At 64.3% G+C, this 17,433-nt stretch carries 17 protein-coding genes; 12 read left to right on the plus strand and 5 right to left on the minus strand.

The features are described 5' to 3' along the window. Positions 1-56 precede the first annotated feature (56 nt). The 4 genes from RIB52_RS12335 to RIB52_RS12350 all read left to right on the plus strand — a co-directional run bounded on the left by RIB52_RS12335 (position 57) and on the right by RIB52_RS12350 (position 3,676). The gene (locus RIB52_RS12335; RefSeq protein ID WP_350175958.1) at positions 57-1,268 is read left to right on the plus strand and encodes a saccharopine dehydrogenase family protein; all 1,212 of its coding nucleotides are present in this window, start codon (positions 57-59) and stop codon (positions 1,266-1,268) included. 126 nt (positions 1,269-1,394) lie between these two features. After that, positions 1,395-1,880 (plus strand): hypothetical protein, encoded by a 486-nt coding sequence (locus RIB52_RS12340; protein ID WP_350175960.1) that lies wholly within the window; start codon positions 1,395-1,397, stop codon positions 1,878-1,880. 32 nt (positions 1,881-1,912) lie between these two features. Then, positions 1,913-3,106, plus strand: a complete 1,194-nt coding sequence (locus RIB52_RS12345; protein ID WP_350175962.1) for a carboxynorspermidine decarboxylase — start codon at positions 1,913-1,915, stop codon at positions 3,104-3,106. Positions 3,107-3,262: 156 nt separating this feature from the next. Further along, positions 3,263-3,676: a YbjN domain-containing protein gene (locus RIB52_RS12350; RefSeq protein WP_350175964.1), complete on the plus strand. Its 414-nt coding sequence runs from the start codon at positions 3,263-3,265 to the stop codon at positions 3,674-3,676. A 220-nt stretch (positions 3,677-3,896) separates the two neighbouring features. Here the strand turns inward: RIB52_RS12350 and RIB52_RS12355 are convergent, their stop codons facing one another. Further along, positions 3,897-4,931: a DUF3137 domain-containing protein gene (locus tag RIB52_RS12355; protein WP_350175966.1), complete on the minus strand. Its 1,035-nt coding sequence runs from the start codon at positions 4,929-4,931 to the stop codon at positions 3,897-3,899. 76 nt (positions 4,932-5,007) lie between these two features. Between RIB52_RS12355 and RIB52_RS12360 the strand changes: the two genes are divergently transcribed. Both RIB52_RS12360 and RIB52_RS12365 read left to right on the plus strand, forming a co-directional pair. Beyond that, positions 5,008-5,580: a LemA family protein gene (locus tag RIB52_RS12360; protein ID WP_350175968.1), complete on the plus strand. Its 573-nt coding sequence runs from the start codon at positions 5,008-5,010 to the stop codon at positions 5,578-5,580. A gap of 238 nt (positions 5,581-5,818) precedes the next feature. Further along, a complete protein-coding gene (locus RIB52_RS12365) occupies positions 5,819-7,024 on the plus strand; it encodes a type III PLP-dependent enzyme (protein ID WP_350175970.1) in 1,206 nt (401 codons plus the stop codon). A 111-nt stretch (positions 7,025-7,135) separates the two neighbouring features. On the opposite strand, the gene RIB52_RS12370 is transcribed toward RIB52_RS12365, so the two are convergent. The 3 genes from RIB52_RS12370 to RIB52_RS12380 all read right to left on the minus strand — a co-directional run bounded on the left by RIB52_RS12370 (position 7,136) and on the right by RIB52_RS12380 (position 9,960). Continuing rightward, entirely contained in the window at positions 7,136-7,828 is a 693-nt protein-coding gene (locus RIB52_RS12370) for a nitroreductase (protein ID WP_350175972.1), read from the minus strand. 83 nt (positions 7,829-7,911) lie between these two features. After that, positions 7,912-9,132 (minus strand): 5-aminolevulinate synthase, encoded by a 1,221-nt coding sequence (hemA, locus tag RIB52_RS12375; protein ID WP_350175974.1) that lies wholly within the window; start codon positions 9,130-9,132, stop codon positions 7,912-7,914. Between the two features lie 111 nt (positions 9,133-9,243). Further along, positions 9,244-9,960 carry a glutamate racemase gene (locus RIB52_RS12380; protein WP_502879535.1) on the minus strand — a complete coding sequence of 239 codons (717 nt, stop codon included), beginning with the start codon at positions 9,958-9,960 and terminating at the stop codon, positions 9,244-9,246. 170 nt (positions 9,961-10,130) lie between these two features. Here RIB52_RS12380 and plsY point away from each other — a divergent pair, with 170 nt between their 5' ends. Together plsY and dprA are read left to right on the plus strand one after the other, a co-directional pair. Further along, entirely contained in the window at positions 10,131-10,730 is a 600-nt protein-coding gene (plsY, locus tag RIB52_RS12385; protein ID WP_350175976.1) for a glycerol-3-phosphate 1-O-acyltransferase PlsY, read from the plus strand. Then, positions 10,727-11,854 (plus strand): DNA-processing protein DprA, encoded by a 1,128-nt coding sequence (dprA, locus tag RIB52_RS12390; RefSeq protein WP_350175978.1) that lies wholly within the window; start codon positions 10,727-10,729, stop codon positions 11,852-11,854. Before plsY ends, dprA begins: the two co-directional genes overlap by 4 nt. Before the next feature lie 3 nt (positions 11,855-11,857). Here the strand turns inward: dprA and RIB52_RS12395 are convergent, their stop codons facing one another. Beyond that, positions 11,858-12,433 (minus strand): superoxide dismutase family protein, encoded by a 576-nt coding sequence (locus RIB52_RS12395; protein WP_350175980.1) that lies wholly within the window; start codon positions 12,431-12,433, stop codon positions 11,858-11,860. A 168-nt stretch (positions 12,434-12,601) separates the two neighbouring features. On the opposite strand from RIB52_RS12395, the gene RIB52_RS12400 reads away from it, so the two are divergent. The 4 genes from RIB52_RS12400 (at position 12,602) to RIB52_RS12415 (ending at position 17,237) form a co-directional block, all read left to right on the plus strand. Beyond that, positions 12,602-13,321: a DUF7847 domain-containing protein gene (locus RIB52_RS12400; protein WP_350175982.1), complete on the plus strand. Its 720-nt coding sequence runs from the start codon at positions 12,602-12,604 to the stop codon at positions 13,319-13,321. Positions 13,322-13,540: 219 nt separating this feature from the next. Then, complete coding sequence (topA, locus tag RIB52_RS12405) at positions 13,541-16,159, plus strand: type I DNA topoisomerase (protein ID WP_350175984.1); 2,619 nt, start codon at positions 13,541-13,543, stop codon at positions 16,157-16,159. A 110-nt stretch (positions 16,160-16,269) separates the two neighbouring features. After that, a complete protein-coding gene (locus RIB52_RS12410) occupies positions 16,270-16,629 on the plus strand; it encodes a hypothetical protein (protein ID WP_350175986.1) in 360 nt (119 codons plus the stop codon). 122 nt (positions 16,630-16,751) lie between these two features. Beyond that, positions 16,752-17,237, plus strand: coding sequence for a response regulator (locus tag RIB52_RS12415; protein WP_350175988.1), 486 nt, complete (start codon positions 16,752-16,754; stop codon positions 17,235-17,237). The last annotated feature ends 196 nt before the right edge of the window (positions 17,238-17,433 follow it).

Raw genomic sequence — 17,433 nt, forward strand, 5'->3', positions numbered from 1 at the left:
GCCCTAGCGCATTCGACTAAGGCACGCGCAAGATTCGAATTCGAAAGGACACCAACATGTCGACAGTCCTCGTGATCGGAGCGGGCGGGGTGAGCTCGGTCTGCGTCCACAAGATGGCCGCAAACCCCCGTATCTTCTCCGAAATCCACCTCGCCAGCCGCACGCGCTCCAAATGCGACGTGATCGCCCAGAGCGTGAAGCAACGCCACGGCGTCGATGTCGCGACCTACGAAATCGATGCCGAGGAAGTACCGGCGATGGTCAATCTTATCCGCAAGGTCGAGCCCTCGCTCGTCGTCAATCTCGCTCTGCCCTATCAGGACCTGCCGATCATGGATGCCTGTCTCGAGGCGGGCGTGGACTATCTCGATACCGCCAATTTCGAACCCAAAGACGAGGCCAAGTTCGAGTATAAGTGGCAGTGGGCCTATCACGACCGCTTTGCCGAAGCCGGGCTGATGGCGCTGCTCGGCTCCGGCTTCGATCCGGGGGTAACCAGCGTGTTCACCATGTGGCTCAAGAAGCACAAGCTGAAGTCGATCCGCCAGCTCGACATTCTCGATTGCAATGGCGGCGACCACGGCCAGGCTTTCGCGACCAATTTCAACCCCGAGATCAATATCCGCGAAGTCACCGCGCCCGCGCGTCACTGGGAGAACGGCGAATGGGTCGAAACCCTGGCGATGACCACGCGAACCGAGTTCGACTTCGAGGCGGTCGGCACGAAAAGCGCCTACATGATGTATCACGAGGAACTGGAGAGCATCACCAAGTTCAATCCGGAGATCGAGCGCGCGCGCTTCTGGATGACTTTCGGCGATGAATATATCAAGCACCTGACCGTGCTGCAGAATGTCGGCATGACCAGGATCGATCCGGTCAAGTATCAGGGCAAGGAGATCATCCCGCTGCAATTCCTCGCGGCGGTCCTGCCCAAGCCCGAAACGCTTGGCGAGACCACGACCGGCAACACCAATATCGGCGTGATCGCGACCGGCGAGGCTATGGACGGGTCGGGCGAGAAAACGTTCTACATCAACAATATCTGCAGCCACGAAAAGGCATACGAGGAAACCGGCAACCAGGCGGTTTCCTATACTACCGGCGTTCCGGCGATGATCGGCGCGGCGATGATGGTGAGCGGCCAATGGCGCGGTGAAGGCGTGTTCAACATGGAGGAGATGGACCCGGATCCCTTCATGGAGATGCTCAACGATCACGGTCTGCCGTGGCAGGTGAAGGAGCTCGACGAGCCGGTGGATTTCTGAGCGCCTCAGAACCGGGCGATGGAAGCCAAAGCCGACGATCCGGCCCCCTTCGGCCTCTGTGCCCCTCTCACATCGACAGCCTCCTGCCTTTGGAGTAGCCTGAAGGCCTATTCAGGAGGGCGCGCGATGGATGTTGCGTGGCGAGACGTGGCGTTCCAGCCGGGCAGGGCGCTCGCGGCGGAGATCACGCATCGATGGCGCTGGCTGACGGATCGCGAGGATCTGCAGCCGTTCCTGTGTTCGAAACTGGGAGATGTTTTCGCCACCGATGCTCATGGCCGGGTCCACTGGCTGTGCTGTCCCGCTGGCCACATCGATGCGATCACGGCGGATCGCGCCGAATTCGAAGCCGTCATTTCCGATGACGGGTCGAGGCGCGACGAATGGTTCGGTCCCTCGCTCGTTACGGCCTGCCACGCCGCCGGAAAACGCGCCTCTGCCGGCGAATGCTATATGTTCAAGACTCTGCCGCTCTTCCCCGACTGCGCCTATGAGCCGGCGAATATCGCGATTGTCCCGCTCGATGAGGTATTCATCGAACTGTCCGAAGTGCTGCAACTCTATGCCGGCCTGCCCGAACGGCAGAAGCGCCGCTTGCACCTGTTCGAATAAGACCTAATTGCGCGGCTCTTCGAGGAGTTCACATGGAAACCAAAGCCGGCGATCCTGGCGCTTTCGCCCATTTCGACCTGTCGCGCGTCGACAGCCCCGCCTTTGTCGTCGACGCAGCGAAGCTGCGCGCCAATTGTCAGGTGCTCGCCGACATCCGCGATGCGGCGAGCGTGGACGGGGCGAGCATCAAGGTCCTTGCCGCATTGAAAGCGTTTTCGATGTGGTCGACGGCGCATATCCTCGGCGAATATCTCGACGGCGTATCGACTTCCGGCCTCTGGGAGGCCCGCCTTGCGAGCGAATTCTATGACGGCGAGATCGCGACCTATTCGGCCGCCTACAAGCCGAACGAGCTGGAGGAGGTCTGCCGCCTCTCCGATCACGTGATCTTCAATTCGCCCGGCCAGATGCGCCGCGCTGCGCTGATCCTGGATCAGGCCGCGGCGACCGGCGGCGATGTATCGGTTGGCCTGCGGATCAACCCGCTGGTCGCAACCGGCGAGGTGCCGCGTTACGATCCGTCCTCGCCCGGCTCGCGGCTCGGCTTTCCGATCGATCAATTGACCGAGGAACACATGGAAGGCGTCGAGGGCATCCATTTCCACAATCTGTGCGAGCAGGGTTTCGAGCCGCTCGCGCGGACATGGGACCGGGTGTTCGACGCGATCGAACCGTGGTTCGGGCAATTGAAGTGGATCAATATGGGCGGCGGCCACCACATCACCCGGGCCGATTACGAGCGCGAGGAACTGGTCGAATTCCTCAAGGACGCAGCCGCCGACACGGGCGCGGAAATCATCATCGAACCGGGCGAGGCGGTCGCGCTCGATGCGGGGATCCTCGTGGGGACGCTGCTCGACACCTTCTTCAACGAAACGCCCATCGGCATCACCGATGTCTCGGCGACCTGCCACATGCCCGACGTGATCGAAGCGCCCTATCGCCCGGCCATGCTCGGAGAACTCGCCGACGAGGAAAAAATCCCGATCCGCCTCGGCGGCCCGTCCTGCCTCGCGGGCGACGTGATCGGTGATTATCGCCTGCCCGTACCGGCAAAGGCCGGCGCGCGTTTCGCCTTTCTCGACCAGGCGCATTATTCGATGGTCAAGACCAATACCTTCAACGGCGTTGCCCTGCCGAGCATCTGGCTGTGGGACAGCGAGACGGACGCGCTCGAATGCATTCGGTCGTTTTCTTACAACGAATTCCGCGATCGGTTGGGCTAGCCTGCAGGGCGCGGCTGCGGTGTGTCGACCGGGCCGGATTGACCGAACGGGGGAAACAGCATGAACAGGACCATACTGGCCGCCTTTGCGGCGTCACTCGCAATCCTAGGCGCGCCTGCCGCTCCGGTAGCTGCGCAAGCCTATTCCGCCGAACGCGTGATCGATGCGGTGACGATCGATGATCTGAAAGCGATCATCGGCGATATCGGCCACGAGATTGTCAGCACCGAAACGGAGAGCGCGCCCATGATCGTCGCGCGCACACCCGATGGCGTGATCTATACGCTACAGGGACGCGCCTGCGACGATGCAAAATCCAGTTGCAAGGGCATCACGATCCAGGCCTTATATCGCGGCGCGGACAAGGTCACCGACGAAGACATCGGCCGTGCGAACCAGAGCTTTGCCGTGGTTAAAGCCGCAGTTAATCGTGAGCGCGACAATTATAGCTTCACGCGTTACCTGATTCTCGATCACGGGGTGACAATGGCCAATATCCGCATGAACGTGACGGTGTTTCTGCTAGTGCAGCCGAAATCGCTCAAAATCGCCGAGGACCGCAGCGAATAGCCGCGAGAGCGCCGATTTCGGAACGACTGCGCCGCGTCTCCTTGATAGGGGAAGCCCAGACGGTTGGCCGTCTCACGCGCGCTGCCCCAAGGGACACGACCCCGAGGCAGCCTCGAAACCGTTTGGTTGGCATCGAACCTACCGGGATCCCTTGAATTGCCCACCTATCCCGACGCTCGTTGCGTAGGCTGCGCGCTCGCGCCCGACGGGCCCGCAGCCTTCAACCGCCCGCCGCTCGTCGGCGCGCCGCTTCGTCGCGCGAGGCATCGGCGCGCGCGATCGCCTCGCGCGTTTTCTCGGCTCCGACGGACCGACCGCGCTCGTTCTGGTTGATCGACAGCGCGAGCCGGGCGAGCGCGGCGAACTGTTCGGCGGTTTCCTCGGCCAGCAGGCGGTCCTTTTCCGGGTCCATCGACCCGCTTTCGAACAGGTTCTCGCGCTGCTCGACCGCGAGGATCACCTCGCCGCGCGCGAAGAGTGCGCGCACCGCCTTGCCGCGGAACGCCTTTTCCAGCGCGACGAGATGTTCGACATAGGCCGGATGGACGAGCACGCGCGCTTCGACCGCGTCGTCCGAATACAGATCGAAGGCATCCTCGAAAGCGGGATGGACCTGGTCGACATAGGAAAGACGATGCCCGTCGAAATCGACGCTGTCCTTTGTCCCGCCCAGCCCGAACCAGGCCTTGTGCTTCCCGGCGCGCTGCATCAGCGTGGTGGAGGCGAAGTCGCGCCCGAATTGCATTCGCACGATCGCGCCGCGAAACACCGTGTCCCAGCGGCGGTTCTTGCCCGAGCCGCGGCGCACTTCGAGATGGGCTTCGTAAAGGCCGAAATCGTGGCCCTCGAGCGAACCGTGCCAGTGATCCTCGAATCCGTCGCGATCATAGCGCGGGACGAGGCCATACCGCTTAGCCGCCTCGAATTCGTCGCCCGGTTCGACATCGTGCTCGTAGGCAATGCCGAGGCTTTTCGCGATGCCCGAGTTGATCCCGATCTTGATCGATTTCTTCGCCTTCGCGATCGGGACATAGCCCCACCACGACATGCCCAGCATTGCTGCACCGAACAGCATGAAACGCCAACCGTCGAACCATGGCGCGAACCAGACGAAGGCCATGGTCGGCATCATCAGGGCGATGCCCCAGGTCCAGCGGTCGATCGCCTGCTTTTTCGCGGCGAAGCGCATCTCGGACTGGCCCGCGAGCCAGTCCCCGAGTTCCCCCTGCATCAGCCCGTTCACGTCGGCGCGCATTGTTCGCTTCCCTGCCGCTTTCCTTTAACCAATTGCCGCTAACATACGCGTTGCCCGGTAAAGGAGGGGTGAGCAAATGGTCGATATTCTTGGGTGGTTCTGGACGTCGGCGATCCTCGTGATCGCGGTCGCGGCATTGCTGCTGGTCATCGGCATATACAACAATCTCGTCTCGCTGCGCCAGACCGTTCGCCAGGGCGTCGCCGATATCGATGCGCAATTGCGCCAGCGTCACGATCTCATTCCCAATCTCGTCGAGACGGTGAAAGGCTATGCGGGGCACGAATCCTCGACGCTCGAAGCGGTGATCGAGGCGCGCAACCGCGCCGCGCGCGGCGGGCCGGACACTGCGAGCGAGCAGGGCCTGCGCGTCGCGCTCGACAACCTGCTGGCGCTGGGCGAAGCCTATCCCGATCTCAAGGCGAGCGCCAATTTCCAGGAATTGCAGCGCGAACTTGCGGATGTCGAGGACAAGCTCGCCGCCGCTCGGAGGGCGCTCAATGCGGCGGTCGCGCGGTTCAATACGGCGCGCGAAGCGTTCCCCGCCGTGCTTTTCGCAGGCGCGCTGGGCTTCGACGAGGCCGATTTCAACCGCCTCGACGACAGCGAAAAGGGCACGGTCGACCAGGTTCCGGCCATCTCTTTCTGACGAAGCGGCGGCACGGCCCGCCGACATGGTGCATCCGCGAGGAACTTATCCGCGCATTTGCGTTGATTCACAGTGCTGAACGCGACGAGCCAGCGTGCCTGCGCGAAGCGTGCGAGATTTATCATTGCGTCCCCGCGCGAAGTCTCTATATGCGCGCCTCCTCTGCCCCAAGGGACATGACCGCAAGGCAGGCTCAAACCGTTTGGTTCAACGCTAAACCTTCTGGGGGTCCCTTGAATTGCGCACATTTCCCGACGCCAAGGCTGTAGCCCGGACCCTGAGTCCGGATGAACCCGTCATTCTCAACCGGCCGCATGCTGCGCGCCGGGCTGCGGAGTTCTTCGTCGGCAAGTTTCCCGGCAAGGTGCTCTACGCGGTCAAGGCCAATCCTGCGCCCGACCTGATCGGCACGCTATGGGAGGCCGGGGTGACCCATTACGACGTCGCCTCTATCGCGGAGGTGCGGCTGGTGCGCGCGGCTCTGCCCGATGCGGTGCTGTGCTTCATGCACCCGATCAAGACGCCAAGCGCAATCCGAGAAGCCTATCACCAGCATGGCGTCAAGACTTTCAGCCTCGACACGATCGAGGAGCTGGAAAAGATCGTCGAGGCGTGCCGCGATCCCGAGACGGGCGAGCCGGCCAGCGATCTTCGCTTGTGCGTGCGGCTGCGTGTTTCCAGTGAATATTCCGAGCTTTCGCTCGCCAGCAAATTCGGCTGCGACCTCACCGAAGCCCCGGCTCTGCTGCAGAAGGTTCGCCAGCATTGCGACTGGCTGGGCGTGTGCTTCCATGTCGGCAGCCAGGCGATGACGCCCTTTGCCTTCGTCCAGGCATTGGACCGCACCCGCGCGGCCATCGCCGAGGCGAGCGTCGTGATCGACATGATCGATGTCGGCGGCGGTTTCCCCAGCGTCTATCCCGGTATGGAGCCGCCCCCGCTGGAAGATTACTTTGCGATCATCCACCAGCATTTCTACGCGCTTCCCATCGCCTACAACGCCGAATTGTGGTGCGAGCCGGGCCGCGCGCTGTGCGCCGAATACAGCTCGATGATCGTCAAGGTCGAAAAGCGCCGCGGGACCGAATTGTTCATCAATGACGGAGCCTATGGCGCGCTCTACGATGCGGCGCATGTCGCATGGCGCTTTCCCGTCGGCGCGCTCGAGGACGATCTGCGCGATGCGCATGAGGATTTCGCCTTTTACGGTCCTACCTGCGACGATGCCGACTACATGGCCGGCCCATTCTCGCTGCCAGGCGACATCCAGGCGGGCGATTACATCGAGATCGGAATGCTCGGCGCCTATGGCGCGGCGATGAAGACCGGTTTCAACGGGTTCGGCAATGCCGAACAGGTAATCGTCTCGGACGAGCCGATGATGAGTTGCTTCACCGGCGAGCGGGAACGCCCGGCGAGCGACAACGTAGTGAACCTGCGCTGAGACGCTCGGAGCGCTGACGCTCGGCAAGCCCAGAAACCTGGCCGAATGGTCCTTTTTTCCCGTCGGCCGACGGCAAAGCGCGCCCGATCGGCGGTTTAAACCGTGGGCCAGTCAATCGAACCCGACGAACCGCGCTGCCTCCTCGACCGGCTTGCGCTTGCTGATCACGGCATTGGCGGGAAAATCGGGATCGGGCCAGCCCATCGCGACCGCTTTCATGATGACCTGGTCGTCAGGAATGCCAGCATGCTCGCGCACCACCGGGCTTTGCATGATTCCCTGCGAATTGATGACGCAGCCCAGCCCGCGCGACCACGCCGCATTGACCAGCGCGGTCGTCACCGCGCCGCAATCGAAAGCGGTGTCGTCGCTGTCGGAAAGCTCGCGATCATAGGTGACGATTACGCAGACCGGCGCATCGAACTGGCGAAAGCCGCGCAGCACCCAATCCTGCCGCGCATCCTTGTCGTCGCGCGCGATGCCCATTGCGCCGAACAGCTGCTTGGCCACTTCGACCTGGCGTTCGCGGTGGACACCTTCGAAAGCGTGGCCGCGGCGAAATTCTCGGCTGTCGGGGACGCCGGCGAGGATGTTTTCCGTGTTCCCCTTGCGGATGCGGTCGAGCGGTTCGCCGGTGATGACATGGAAATGCCAGGGCTGGGTGTTCATGCTGGTGGGCGAGCGCATCGCCATGGCCAGCACCTCCTCGATCAGCGCGCGCGGCACGGGCTTTTTCAGGTAACCCCGGATGCTGCGTCTCCCAAGGACGACTTCACTGTAGGTCTGGTCAGGCGATCCGCCCACGTCTCTCTCCCGAATCTCTTGCGGCGAGAGAGCTAGCGCAGCGTGCGCGCTTGGCAAAGGACGCTCCGGCAGAGCGGACGCGATCACGCCGCCTTGCGCAGCTTGATCTCGAGCCGGTCCCAGATTTCCACCAGCGCGTCCGTCAGCTCGTCCATCATCGGCTCGGTGTGCATCGGGCCGGGCGTGAAGCGCAGCCTCTCGGTCCCGCGCGGCACGGTGGGGAAATTGATCGGCTGGACGTAGACGCCGTATTCGGCGAGCAGGATGTCGCTGATCTGCTTGGCGCGCACCGGATCGCCCACCATCAGCGGGACGATGTGCGTGGTCGAATCCATCACCGGCAGGCCGGCCTCGGCGAATTTCAGCTTGAGAATGGCGGCATTGGCGTGCTGCGCCTCACGCTCGACGCTGGAGGTCTTAAGATGGCGCACAGAGGCGAGCACGCCCGCGACCAGCACCGGCGAAAGCGAGGTGGTGAAGATGAAGCCCGGCGCATAGCTTCGGATGCAGTCGATCACCCGCTTGTCCGCCGCGATATAGCCGCCCATCACCCCGAACGCCTTGCCCAACGTGCCCTCGATGATGTCGATGCGGTGCGCGGCCTCGTCGCGTTCGGAAATGCCGCCGCCGCGCGCGCCATACATGCCGACGGCGTGGACCTCGTCGATATAGGTGAGTGCGTTGTATTCTTCTGCGAGATCGCAGATCGCGTGGATGGGGGCGACGTCGCCGTCCATCGAATAGACGCTTTCGAAGGCGATGACCTTGGGCGTGTCGGGATCCTCTGCCGCCAGCAGTTCTTCGAGATGCGCGAGGTCATTGTGGCGGAACACCCGCTTCTCGCAGCCCGAATTGCGAATGCCGGCGATCATGCTCGCATGATTCAATTCGTCCGAGAAGATCACGCAGCCCGGCAGCAATCGCGCGAGCGTCGAAAGCGTTGCATCGTTCGAGACATAGCCGCTCGTGAACAGCAGCGCGCCTTCCTTGCCGTGGAGATCGGCGAGTTCGGCTTCGAGTTCGACATGCAGATGCGTGTTGCCCCCGATATTGCGCGTGCCACCGCTGCCCGCGCCGACATCGTGCAGCGCGGTTTCCATCGCGCCGACCACCTTTTCGTGCTGGCCCATGGCGAGATAATCGTTCGAGCACCACACGGTGATGGGTTTCGGCCCGTTATGGCCGTGGAAGCAGCGCGCATTGGGATAGGCTCCCTTGTTGCGCATGATGTCGATGAAGACGCGATACCGGCCTTCCTCGTGGAGGCGATCAATCGCCTGGTCGAAGATCTGGTCGTAATTCACGTCGCGCCGACTCTTGCCTGCTGTTATTCCGAAGGGCTTTTGGGTCAGGCTTATCTAGGATTTGACCGGGGCTTTGACCACCCGCGATCTTTGCAAGTGATTTGCAGCGTTTCAGAACGGCTCGGCCGGGGAGAATCCGCGCGCCTCCAGGCAGGGCGCCAGCCCCGCCGCGGCTTCGACAGGCCCGGTGACAACGAAGCGGGCGGGGCCGAGGGCATCGAGTTCCTGCCCTTCAAGCAGATGCGCGATCCGCCGCGCGATCCCGTCCGCCCCGTCGACCAGTGCCACGTCCGGCCCGAAGGCCGAAGCAAGTTCCTCCCTGAGCAGCGAGAAATGGGTGCAGGCGAGCACCAGGGTGTCGATCTGTCCGCCACGTTGCATGGCCGCAAGGCCGGTCCGCGCCTCCTGAACCGCTCCGGGGTCGAGCCGGCACCCGCGCAGCTTGTCCTCGGCCAGCGCGACGAGGCCGGGCGCGGCAATCCGGTACAGGGTCTTGCCGCGCGCGAATTCGGCTTCGAGTTCGTCGACATAGGCCTGCCGGATCGTCGCCCCCGTCCCGACAAGGCCGATCACGCCCGTCTTCGTCAGCGCGGCGGCGGGCTTGATCGCGGGCACAGTGCCGACGATCGGCACTTCGAGCACCTCGCGCACCATGCCGAGTGCGATGGTGCTCGCCGTGTTGCAGGCGATGCAGACAAGCCGCGGGGCGAAGCGCTCGCTCATCCGGCCGAGCAGCCCGGCGACGCGCGCGGCGACCTGCGGCTCGGTCTTGGTGCCGTACGGAAGGCCCGCAAGGTCGGCGGCGTAGATCACCGGCGCATCGGGCATGATCTGCCGCAGCGCGTCATAGACCGACAGCCCCCCGACGCCGGAATCGAAGATCAGGATCGGAGCGGATGGATCGGGAATGGTCGTTTCTCGTCTCGATGCTTGTAGAGCTTCGCGCTATTACCTAGGCGTTTCCAAAAGGAAAGCGCACCGCTGACCGAGGGGACATCATGGAACCGTTCACCGCCGCAGTGCTGGGCTATCTCTCGGGCTCGATCCCCTTCGGCCTGCTGCTGACCATGGCGGCAGGGAAGGGGGACGTGCGCAAGCAGGGCAGCGGAAATATCGGGGCGACCAACGTCCTGCGCACCGGTTCGAAAGGGCTGGCGGCGGCGACGCTGCTGCTCGATCTTGCCAAGGGTCTTATGCCGGTCATCGCTGCGGGTGCGCTCTGGCAGGGCGAAACGGGCGAGGTGGCCAAGGCATTCGCTGCGGGCGGGGCAGTGCTGGGGCACTGCTTCCCGGTCTGGCTCGGTTTCAAAGGCGGGAAAGGCGTTGCCACCAATGCGGGGGTTTCCTTCGGCCTCGGCTGGCCGATCGGGCTCGCTTATGCACTGGTTTGGCTGTCCGTGCTCGGCATTTTCCGGATTTCCTCGCTCGCCGGGATGAGCGCGGTGGTCGCCGCTGCGGCGGCCGCGCCGCTATTCGGATACCCCGAATATTTCCCGGTGCTGGCCGCTGTCGCGGCGTTGATCTTCTGGCTCCACAGGGAGAACATTGCGCGCCTGATGAAGGGGGATGAGCCGAAAGTGGGGGGAAAGAAGGCGTGAGCCTGTCACAGGCCGAAGCGTTCGCGCGCATCCGCCTGCTGCGCTCGCCCAATATCGGACCCGTCAGCTACGCCCAGCTGCTCGCCCGCTTCGGCACGGCTGCGGATGCTCTGGACGCGCTCCCCGATCTCGCGCGGCGCGGAAAGGAAGCCTATTGTCCCGCGCCCGCCGACCGGATCGAGCGCGAGGTCGAGGCGGTGCGGGCGGCTGGCGCTCGCTATCTCTTCCACGACCAGCCGGATTATCCCGCGCTTCTGGGTGAGCTCGAAAGCGCGCCACCGATCCTTACCTGCCGGGGCGATCTTTCGCTGGCCTCGCGGCCCTGCGTCGCGCTGGTCGGGGCGCGCAACGCATCGGCCGCGGCGGTGAAGCTCGCGCGCACATTCGGGCAGGGATTGGCCGAGGCGGGCTTCACTGTCGTCTCCGGTCTGGCGCGGGGGATCGACGGGGCGGCGCATGAGGGCGCGATGCCCGCGACGATCGGCGTGATCGCGAGCGGGATCGACATCGCCTATCCGCCGCAGCACGCCGACTTGCAGGAACGCATAGCCACCGAGGGCCTGCTGATCGCCGAACAACCCCCCGGCACCGAGCCGCGCGGGCGGCATTTTCCGAGCCGCAACCGCATCATTGCCGGGCTCGGCGCGGGCACGCTGGTGGTCGAGGCCGCGCCGAAATCCGGCTCGCTCATCACCGCGCGGCTTGCGGGCGAGGCGGGGCGCGAGGTTATGGCGATCCCCGGCTCGCCGCTCGATACCCGCTCTCAGGGGTGCAACCAGCTCATCCGCGACGGGGCCGTTCTGGTCCAGTCGGTCGAGGAGGTGGTCGAACTGCTCGAAGGCTTCACCGGGCAGCCGCGTTCAACCTTTCGCGTCGCGGAGGGGCCGAGCGCGTTCGATTACGAGGAATTGCGCAAGCTGGAATGGGGCGAGGCGCGCAAGGAGCATGGCGGGGACGCGATCAGGGGTCTGCTGACCAAGGCCCCGATCGCGATGGACGAGTTGATCCGCCAATCAGGTGCGAGCGCCGCGGCGGTGCATATGGCGCTGCTCGAGCTGGAGCTGACGGGAGAACTGGAACGCCACGATGGCGGCATGGTGAGCCTGTCGGGCGCGCCCACCTGAAAACTAGCGCGCGAATACAACTCCGCAGGCGACCCGCTGGCCGGTCGATCCGGGGGGCTGTGCCTGGTAATCGTCGGCCCTGGCATGGACCATCACCGCCGATCCGTCCGCATCGTCGAGCGTGAAGGGATAACGATTGTCCTCCTGGCTTGCGAGGGTCAGCTGGGGGGCGAAGAAATCCGCGCTCGCTGTCCCGTCCGCCTCGACCACGATATTGGGCAGGTCGCCGACGTGATAGCCGCCTTCGCTGTCGAAGCCGTGCTTCGCGCGCAGCGGGTCGTAATGGCCACCGGCGGCCTTGAAATCGGGCGAGCACGCGCCGGTTTCATGGATGTGGAAGCCGTGTTCGCCGGGCGACAGGTTCATCAGGCGCGCCTTCACCACGACGCCGTGGTCGGTCTGCTCGAAGACGACGCGCCCGGCGGGTTCGCCTGCAGCGGTCGTCACGTCGGCGCGGACGGTCATCGGGGCATCGTTTGACGTGGGGTGATCGGCCAGCGCCGGGGCGGCGGTGGCAAGGGCGAAGAGGCCGCTCGCGGCGAGCGCGGCGGCGGTGAAACGTCTGAAATCGCGCGGCATTGCTTTTTCTCCTGTCATGTCGGTGCAACAGGCCGAGCCGCACCCGCGTTTCCGCAAGCGGGGCAAAGCGAGCGCCGCGTGCGCCGCGACGATGGAGCGACTCCGATCTTGACCCGGCGGGCGATCTTGGCAGCGAGGGCGCAAACACACAGGGGACCCACAAACCACATGAACCGCACCATTGACTTCGGAGAACTTCTCAACGGGACGTTCGAGGAGATCAGCGCCAGCCAGAGCATCGTGCTGGTCTTTCTCGCTATCGCAATTCCGGCCGATACGGTCGCGGGCCTGTTCGAAGGCAGCGGGGATTTCAGCCTTTTCGGCATCCCGGTCTCTCTCACGGCGCCATTCGGCGATCTCGGCGGCGGGCTTGTCGGGGCGCTGGTTGCGCTGGGCAGCTTCGTCGGCGGCGTGCTCATCACCTACTGGTTCTACGCCGCGCTCCTGGCGCGCCAGCCGGCCCCCGAGTTCAGCCGGTTCTGGGCCTTCGCGCTCGTTTACGTGCTTTCGTTCCTCGGCATCGTGCTCGCCTTCCTCGCGCTCGTCATCCCGGGGATCATCGTCGCCGTGCGGTGGGTTCCGCTGATCCCGGTCCTGCTCGCGCGGGACGAGCCGGCGATGGATTCCTTCGGGACAAGCTGGCAGATGACCTCGGGATCGTCCTGGCCGATCTTCGGCGTGGCCGTGGTGCTGATCGCCATCGGCCTGGTCGCGTCCTACCTTTTCGGCCTTGCCACCGCGGTGGCGGGCGGGCCGGGCTCGCTCGGCGCGATTTTCTTCGATGCGGCGGGCGAGAATGTCATGGTGGTCCTCTTCACCGCGCTTGCCGTCGCGACATATCGCGGCCTTGCGGACGAGGGCGAGGAAGTCGCAGCGATGTTCGAATAGGCGGCGAAGCCAACGCCCCGAGCCGCCCCGTTCAGGAAGCGGGGTCGAGAACGAACGTCCGTGCCTGCGCGATCTCCGCCTCGCCCGGTTCGTATCGGTGGATCAAAGGGGGAGCGGGACCATCGCCATTGCAATCGCGCCGCACAAAGCCACTTGACGCATCCTGCAAACCATCACCAACCTCGCGCGTACGTACGTAAGGGACCTTTCCACACAGCCATGCAGCTTGTCATCGTCGAATCGCCCGCCAAGGCGAAGACCATCGAGAAATATCTTGGGCCTGACTTCAAGGTCCTCGCTTCCTATGGCCATGTCCGCGATCTCCCGCCCAAGGACGGCAGCGTCCGCCCGGACGAGGGTTTCGCGATGGACTGGGAGCCCTATCGGGACAAGCAAGCCCGGATCAAGGATATCGCCGATGCCGCGAAGAAGGCCGACCGGCTCGTGCTCGCGACCGACCCCGACCGCGAGGGCGAGGCGATCAGCTGGCACGTGCTGGAGCTCCTTAAGAAGAAGAAGGCGCTGCCCGCGAACGTTGAGCGAGTGACGTTCAATTCGATCACCAAGCAGTCCGTGACCGAGGCGATGGCGAAGCCCCGCGAGCTCGATCAGCCGCTGATCGACGCCTATCTCGGCCGCCGCGCGCTCGATTACCTGTTCGGCTTCACCCTGTCGCCGGTCCTCTGGCGCAAGCTGCCGGGAGCCAAGAGCGCAGGCCGCGTGCAATCGGTGGCGCTGCGCCTGATCGTCGATCGCGAGCGTGAGATCGAGGCGTTCCGGCCCGACGAATACTGGTCGGTCATCGCGAAGCTCGAACACGATTCGACCCAGTTCGACGCCCGGCTGGTGCGCTACAAGGGCGAAAAGCTGGACAAGCTAAGCCTCGGCCATGAAGGCATCGCCATGGAAGCGAAAGCGGCCGTCGAGGCGGGCCGCTTTACGGTCGAGGAGGTCGAGAAAAAACCGCTCAAGCGCAATCCCGCACCGCCGTTCACCACCTCGACTATGCAGCAGGAAGCCTCGCGCAAGCTCGGTTTCTCGGCGAGCCATACGATGCGGCTTGCGCAATCGCTCTACGAAGCGGGGGCGATAACCTATATGCGAACCGACGGCGTGCAGATGGACGGCAGCGCCATTGCCGCATGCCGACAGGCGATCGCGGAGCGTTACGAAAGCTCCTATATTCCCGACAAGCCGCGCCATTACAGCACCAAGGCAAAGAACGCCCAGGAAGCGCACGAAGCGATCCGGCCGACGAACTTCGCCCGCGACCGGGCCGGATCGGGCGACGAGGCAAAGCTGTATTCGCTGATCTGGAAGCGCGCCATGGCGAGCCAGATGGCGACCGCGCAATTGGAGCGCACCACCGTCACCCTGCGCGATGCGACCGGCAATCACGAGCTGCGCGCGACCGGCCAGGTCGTGCTCTTCCCCGGCTATTTCGCAGTCTACCAGGAAGGACTCGACGACAGCGACGACGACGAAGACGGCCTGCTCCCGCTGCTGCGCAAGGGCGATGCGCCCACGAAGCGCGCCGTCGATGCGAACCAGCATTTCACCCAGCCCCCGCCACGCTTTTCCGAGGCCAGCCTTGTCAAACGGCTCGAGGAGCTCGGCATCGGGCGTCCTTCGACCTATGCCTCGACCATCCAGACCCTGCGGGACCGCGACTATGTCCGGATGGAGAAGAACCGCTTCTTCGCCGAGGAATCGGGCCGCCTCCTGACCGCTTTCCTCGAACGCTTCTTCCCGAATTACGTCGCTTATGACTTCACCGCCGGGATGGAGGACGAGCTCGACGTCGTCTCCGACGGGCGGGAGGATTACAAGGCGCTGCTCGCCAAGTTCTGGGCCGATTTCAAGCCCAAGGCGGACGAGGTGATGGAGAAGTTGCCGAGCGAAGTCACCGAAGTGCTCGACGACTATCTCTCCGACTTCCTCTTCCCCCCGCGCGAGGACGGCACCGATCCGCGCGCCTGCCCCATGTGCCAGCAGGAAGGACGCGAAGGCGGCCGCCTTTCCTTGCGCGGCGGGCGCTTCGGGGCCTTTGTCGCGTGCAACAATTATCCCGAATGCAAATACACCCGCCGCTTCGCCCAGCCGGGTGCGGATGGGGCCGACCCGTCCGAAGACGGGCTGATGGGGACGCATCCCGAAACCGGCGAGGAAATTCACCGCAAGACCGGGCGCTTCGGCCCCTATGTCCAGATGGGCGAGGGCAAGGAAGCCAAGCGCGCGAGCATCCCTAAGGATATCGACGATTTCGATCTCGAATGGGCGATCAAGCTATTGGGCCTCCCGCGCATTGTCGGGGCGCATCCCGACACGGGCAAGGAGATCGAGGCCGCGATCGGGCGCTACGGCCCCTATCTTCGCCACGATGGAAAATACGCGAAGCTTTCCTCCACCCGTGACGTGTTCGAGACCGGCATGAATGCCGCTGTCGCGCTGCTCGCCGAGGCGGCCAACCGCAAGGGCGGCGGCCGGCAGAAGGCGGAGCCGATCAAGACGCTCGGCGAACATCCCACCAGCGGCGGGGAGATCAAGGTCATGCCGGGGCGCTATGGCCCCTACGTCACCGACGGCACGACCAATGCGACGATCCCCAGGGACGAAAAGCCCGAGGACGTCGAACTTGCCCGCGCGATCGAGCTGATCGACGCGCGTGCGGCGAAGGGCCCGGCCAAGAAGAAGGGCGGCACGAAGGCGCCGGCAAAGAAGAAGGCCCCAGCCAAGAAAACGGCAGCCAAGAAAACGGCAGCCAAGAAGACTCCGGCCAAGAAAGCGACGGCGAAGAAGGCAGCGGCGACGAAATCGTCGAAGGAGGCAGCCGGATAGGAGGCGCCCCCGGAGGCTCACCGGCCCCCTCGCACACCTGCTTTCGCGCGTTGGTAAATCGTCAAGCATTGTTCCGTATCACTCGGGGTCATGATTCAGGGGCCGGATACGTGATCGAGATCGAAGTCCAGAACGAGACCCACCAGACCCAGACGCGCATCCGCTTTGCTGCGGTGCCGCGCATCGGCGAGGGCATTCGCCTGCGCGAGCCCGACGGCATGTGGGCAAGCTACGACGTGCTCGACGTGTGGTACCAGAAGGCCGAGTTCGGCGATGTGTGGATGCCCTATCTCCATGTCCGCATGACGCCCGGCGAAGGCGGGGGCGGCGGAGGCGATCTGGCGGCCCATCACGATTTCCACGCCGGCGACGATCAATTCGGGGGTCAGTTCGCCGACCAGCTTCGCGGACAGTTCGCCGGAGGGGACGGCGCAGCGCATACAGGGGAGCTCGAGCCATTCAAAATCTGATCAAGCGCAACACCGGGCCGCATCGGGGCAAGGGCGGCAAGACCCTGGCCGAGAAACTCGCCGAGGCGGAGGACACGCACCCGGTCGAAACACCGGAAGATGTCGCCGCGCAGGAAGGCGACGTGGTCGATGCAGGTGCTGCGCGCGGTGCCTCCGATCGCGCCGACACCAGCGATACCGATGCGATCGTGCGCGCCGCCAAGGCGATGCGCGACGGCGCCGGCCAGCCCGCGCAGAGCGCCGCGCAGACCTGCCTGATCGTCGATGACAGCCGCGTGATCCGCAAGGTCGCCGCCAAGATCGCCAAGAGCCTCGGCTATGTCCCGCTCGAAGCACAGGACGGCGAAGAAGCGCTCGCGCGCTGCAAGAAGGCGATGCCCGCCCTGGTACTGACCGACTGGAACATGCCGGAAATGGACGGCCTCGAATTCGTCCGCCAGCTGCGCGCGATCCCGACGCCGAAACCGCCGGTGATCGTCTTCTGCACCTCGAAGGGCGATGCGACCGACATCCACGAAGGCATCAAGGCCGGTGCAGACGATTACATCGTCAAGCCCTTCGACGAGGCGGCTCTGAAGGCCAAGCTGGAGCAGCTGGGGCGGGGTTGAGGCTCGCGGCCAAAAGCGGACAAAGGTTACACCCTGTCACCTTTTCTCGCCGCCAATTTCACCATTTATGCCAATGCCTTGCGACCGGAATCGCGAAAGTGACGGACAGGGGAAAGGGGCCTTTTCGCCCCTTCTTCGCGCGCCTGATGCCCGCAAAGGGCTCGGCAGGGGATGACGACGATGCGAAGGAGCGGGC

This window comes from Erythrobacter sp., assembly GCF_040217515.1.
Classification (GTDB): domain Bacteria; phylum Pseudomonadota; class Alphaproteobacteria; order Sphingomonadales; family Sphingomonadaceae; genus Erythrobacter.

Coding starts and splice junctions, on each gene's coding strand:
- RIB52_RS12335 (WP_350175958.1), top strand. CDS start 57: ATGTCGACAGTCCTCGTGATCGGAGCGGGCGGGGTGAGCTCGGTCTGC.
- RIB52_RS12355 (WP_350175966.1), bottom strand. CDS start 4,931: ATGCGCGCCGACGTGAACGGGCTGATGCAGGGGGAACTCGGGGACTGG.
- topA (WP_350175984.1), top strand. CDS start 13,541: ATGCAGCTTGTCATCGTCGAATCGCCCGCCAAGGCGAAGACCATCGAG.
- RIB52_RS12400 (WP_350175982.1), top strand. CDS start 12,602: ATGAACCGCACCATTGACTTCGGAGAACTTCTCAACGGGACGTTCGAG.
- plsY (WP_350175976.1), top strand. CDS start 10,131: ATGGAACCGTTCACCGCCGCAGTGCTGGGCTATCTCTCGGGCTCGATC.
- RIB52_RS12380 (WP_502879535.1), bottom strand. CDS start 9,960: ATGCCCGATGCGCCGGTGATCTACGCCGCCGACCTTGCGGGCCTTCCG.
- RIB52_RS12340 (WP_350175960.1), top strand. CDS start 1,395: ATGGATGTTGCGTGGCGAGACGTGGCGTTCCAGCCGGGCAGGGCGCTC.
- RIB52_RS12395 (WP_350175980.1), bottom strand. CDS start 12,433: ATGCCGCGCGATTTCAGACGTTTCACCGCCGCCGCGCTCGCCGCGAGC.
- RIB52_RS12360 (WP_350175968.1), top strand. CDS start 5,008: ATGGTCGATATTCTTGGGTGGTTCTGGACGTCGGCGATCCTCGTGATC.
- RIB52_RS12345 (WP_350175962.1), top strand. CDS start 1,913: ATGGAAACCAAAGCCGGCGATCCTGGCGCTTTCGCCCATTTCGACCTG.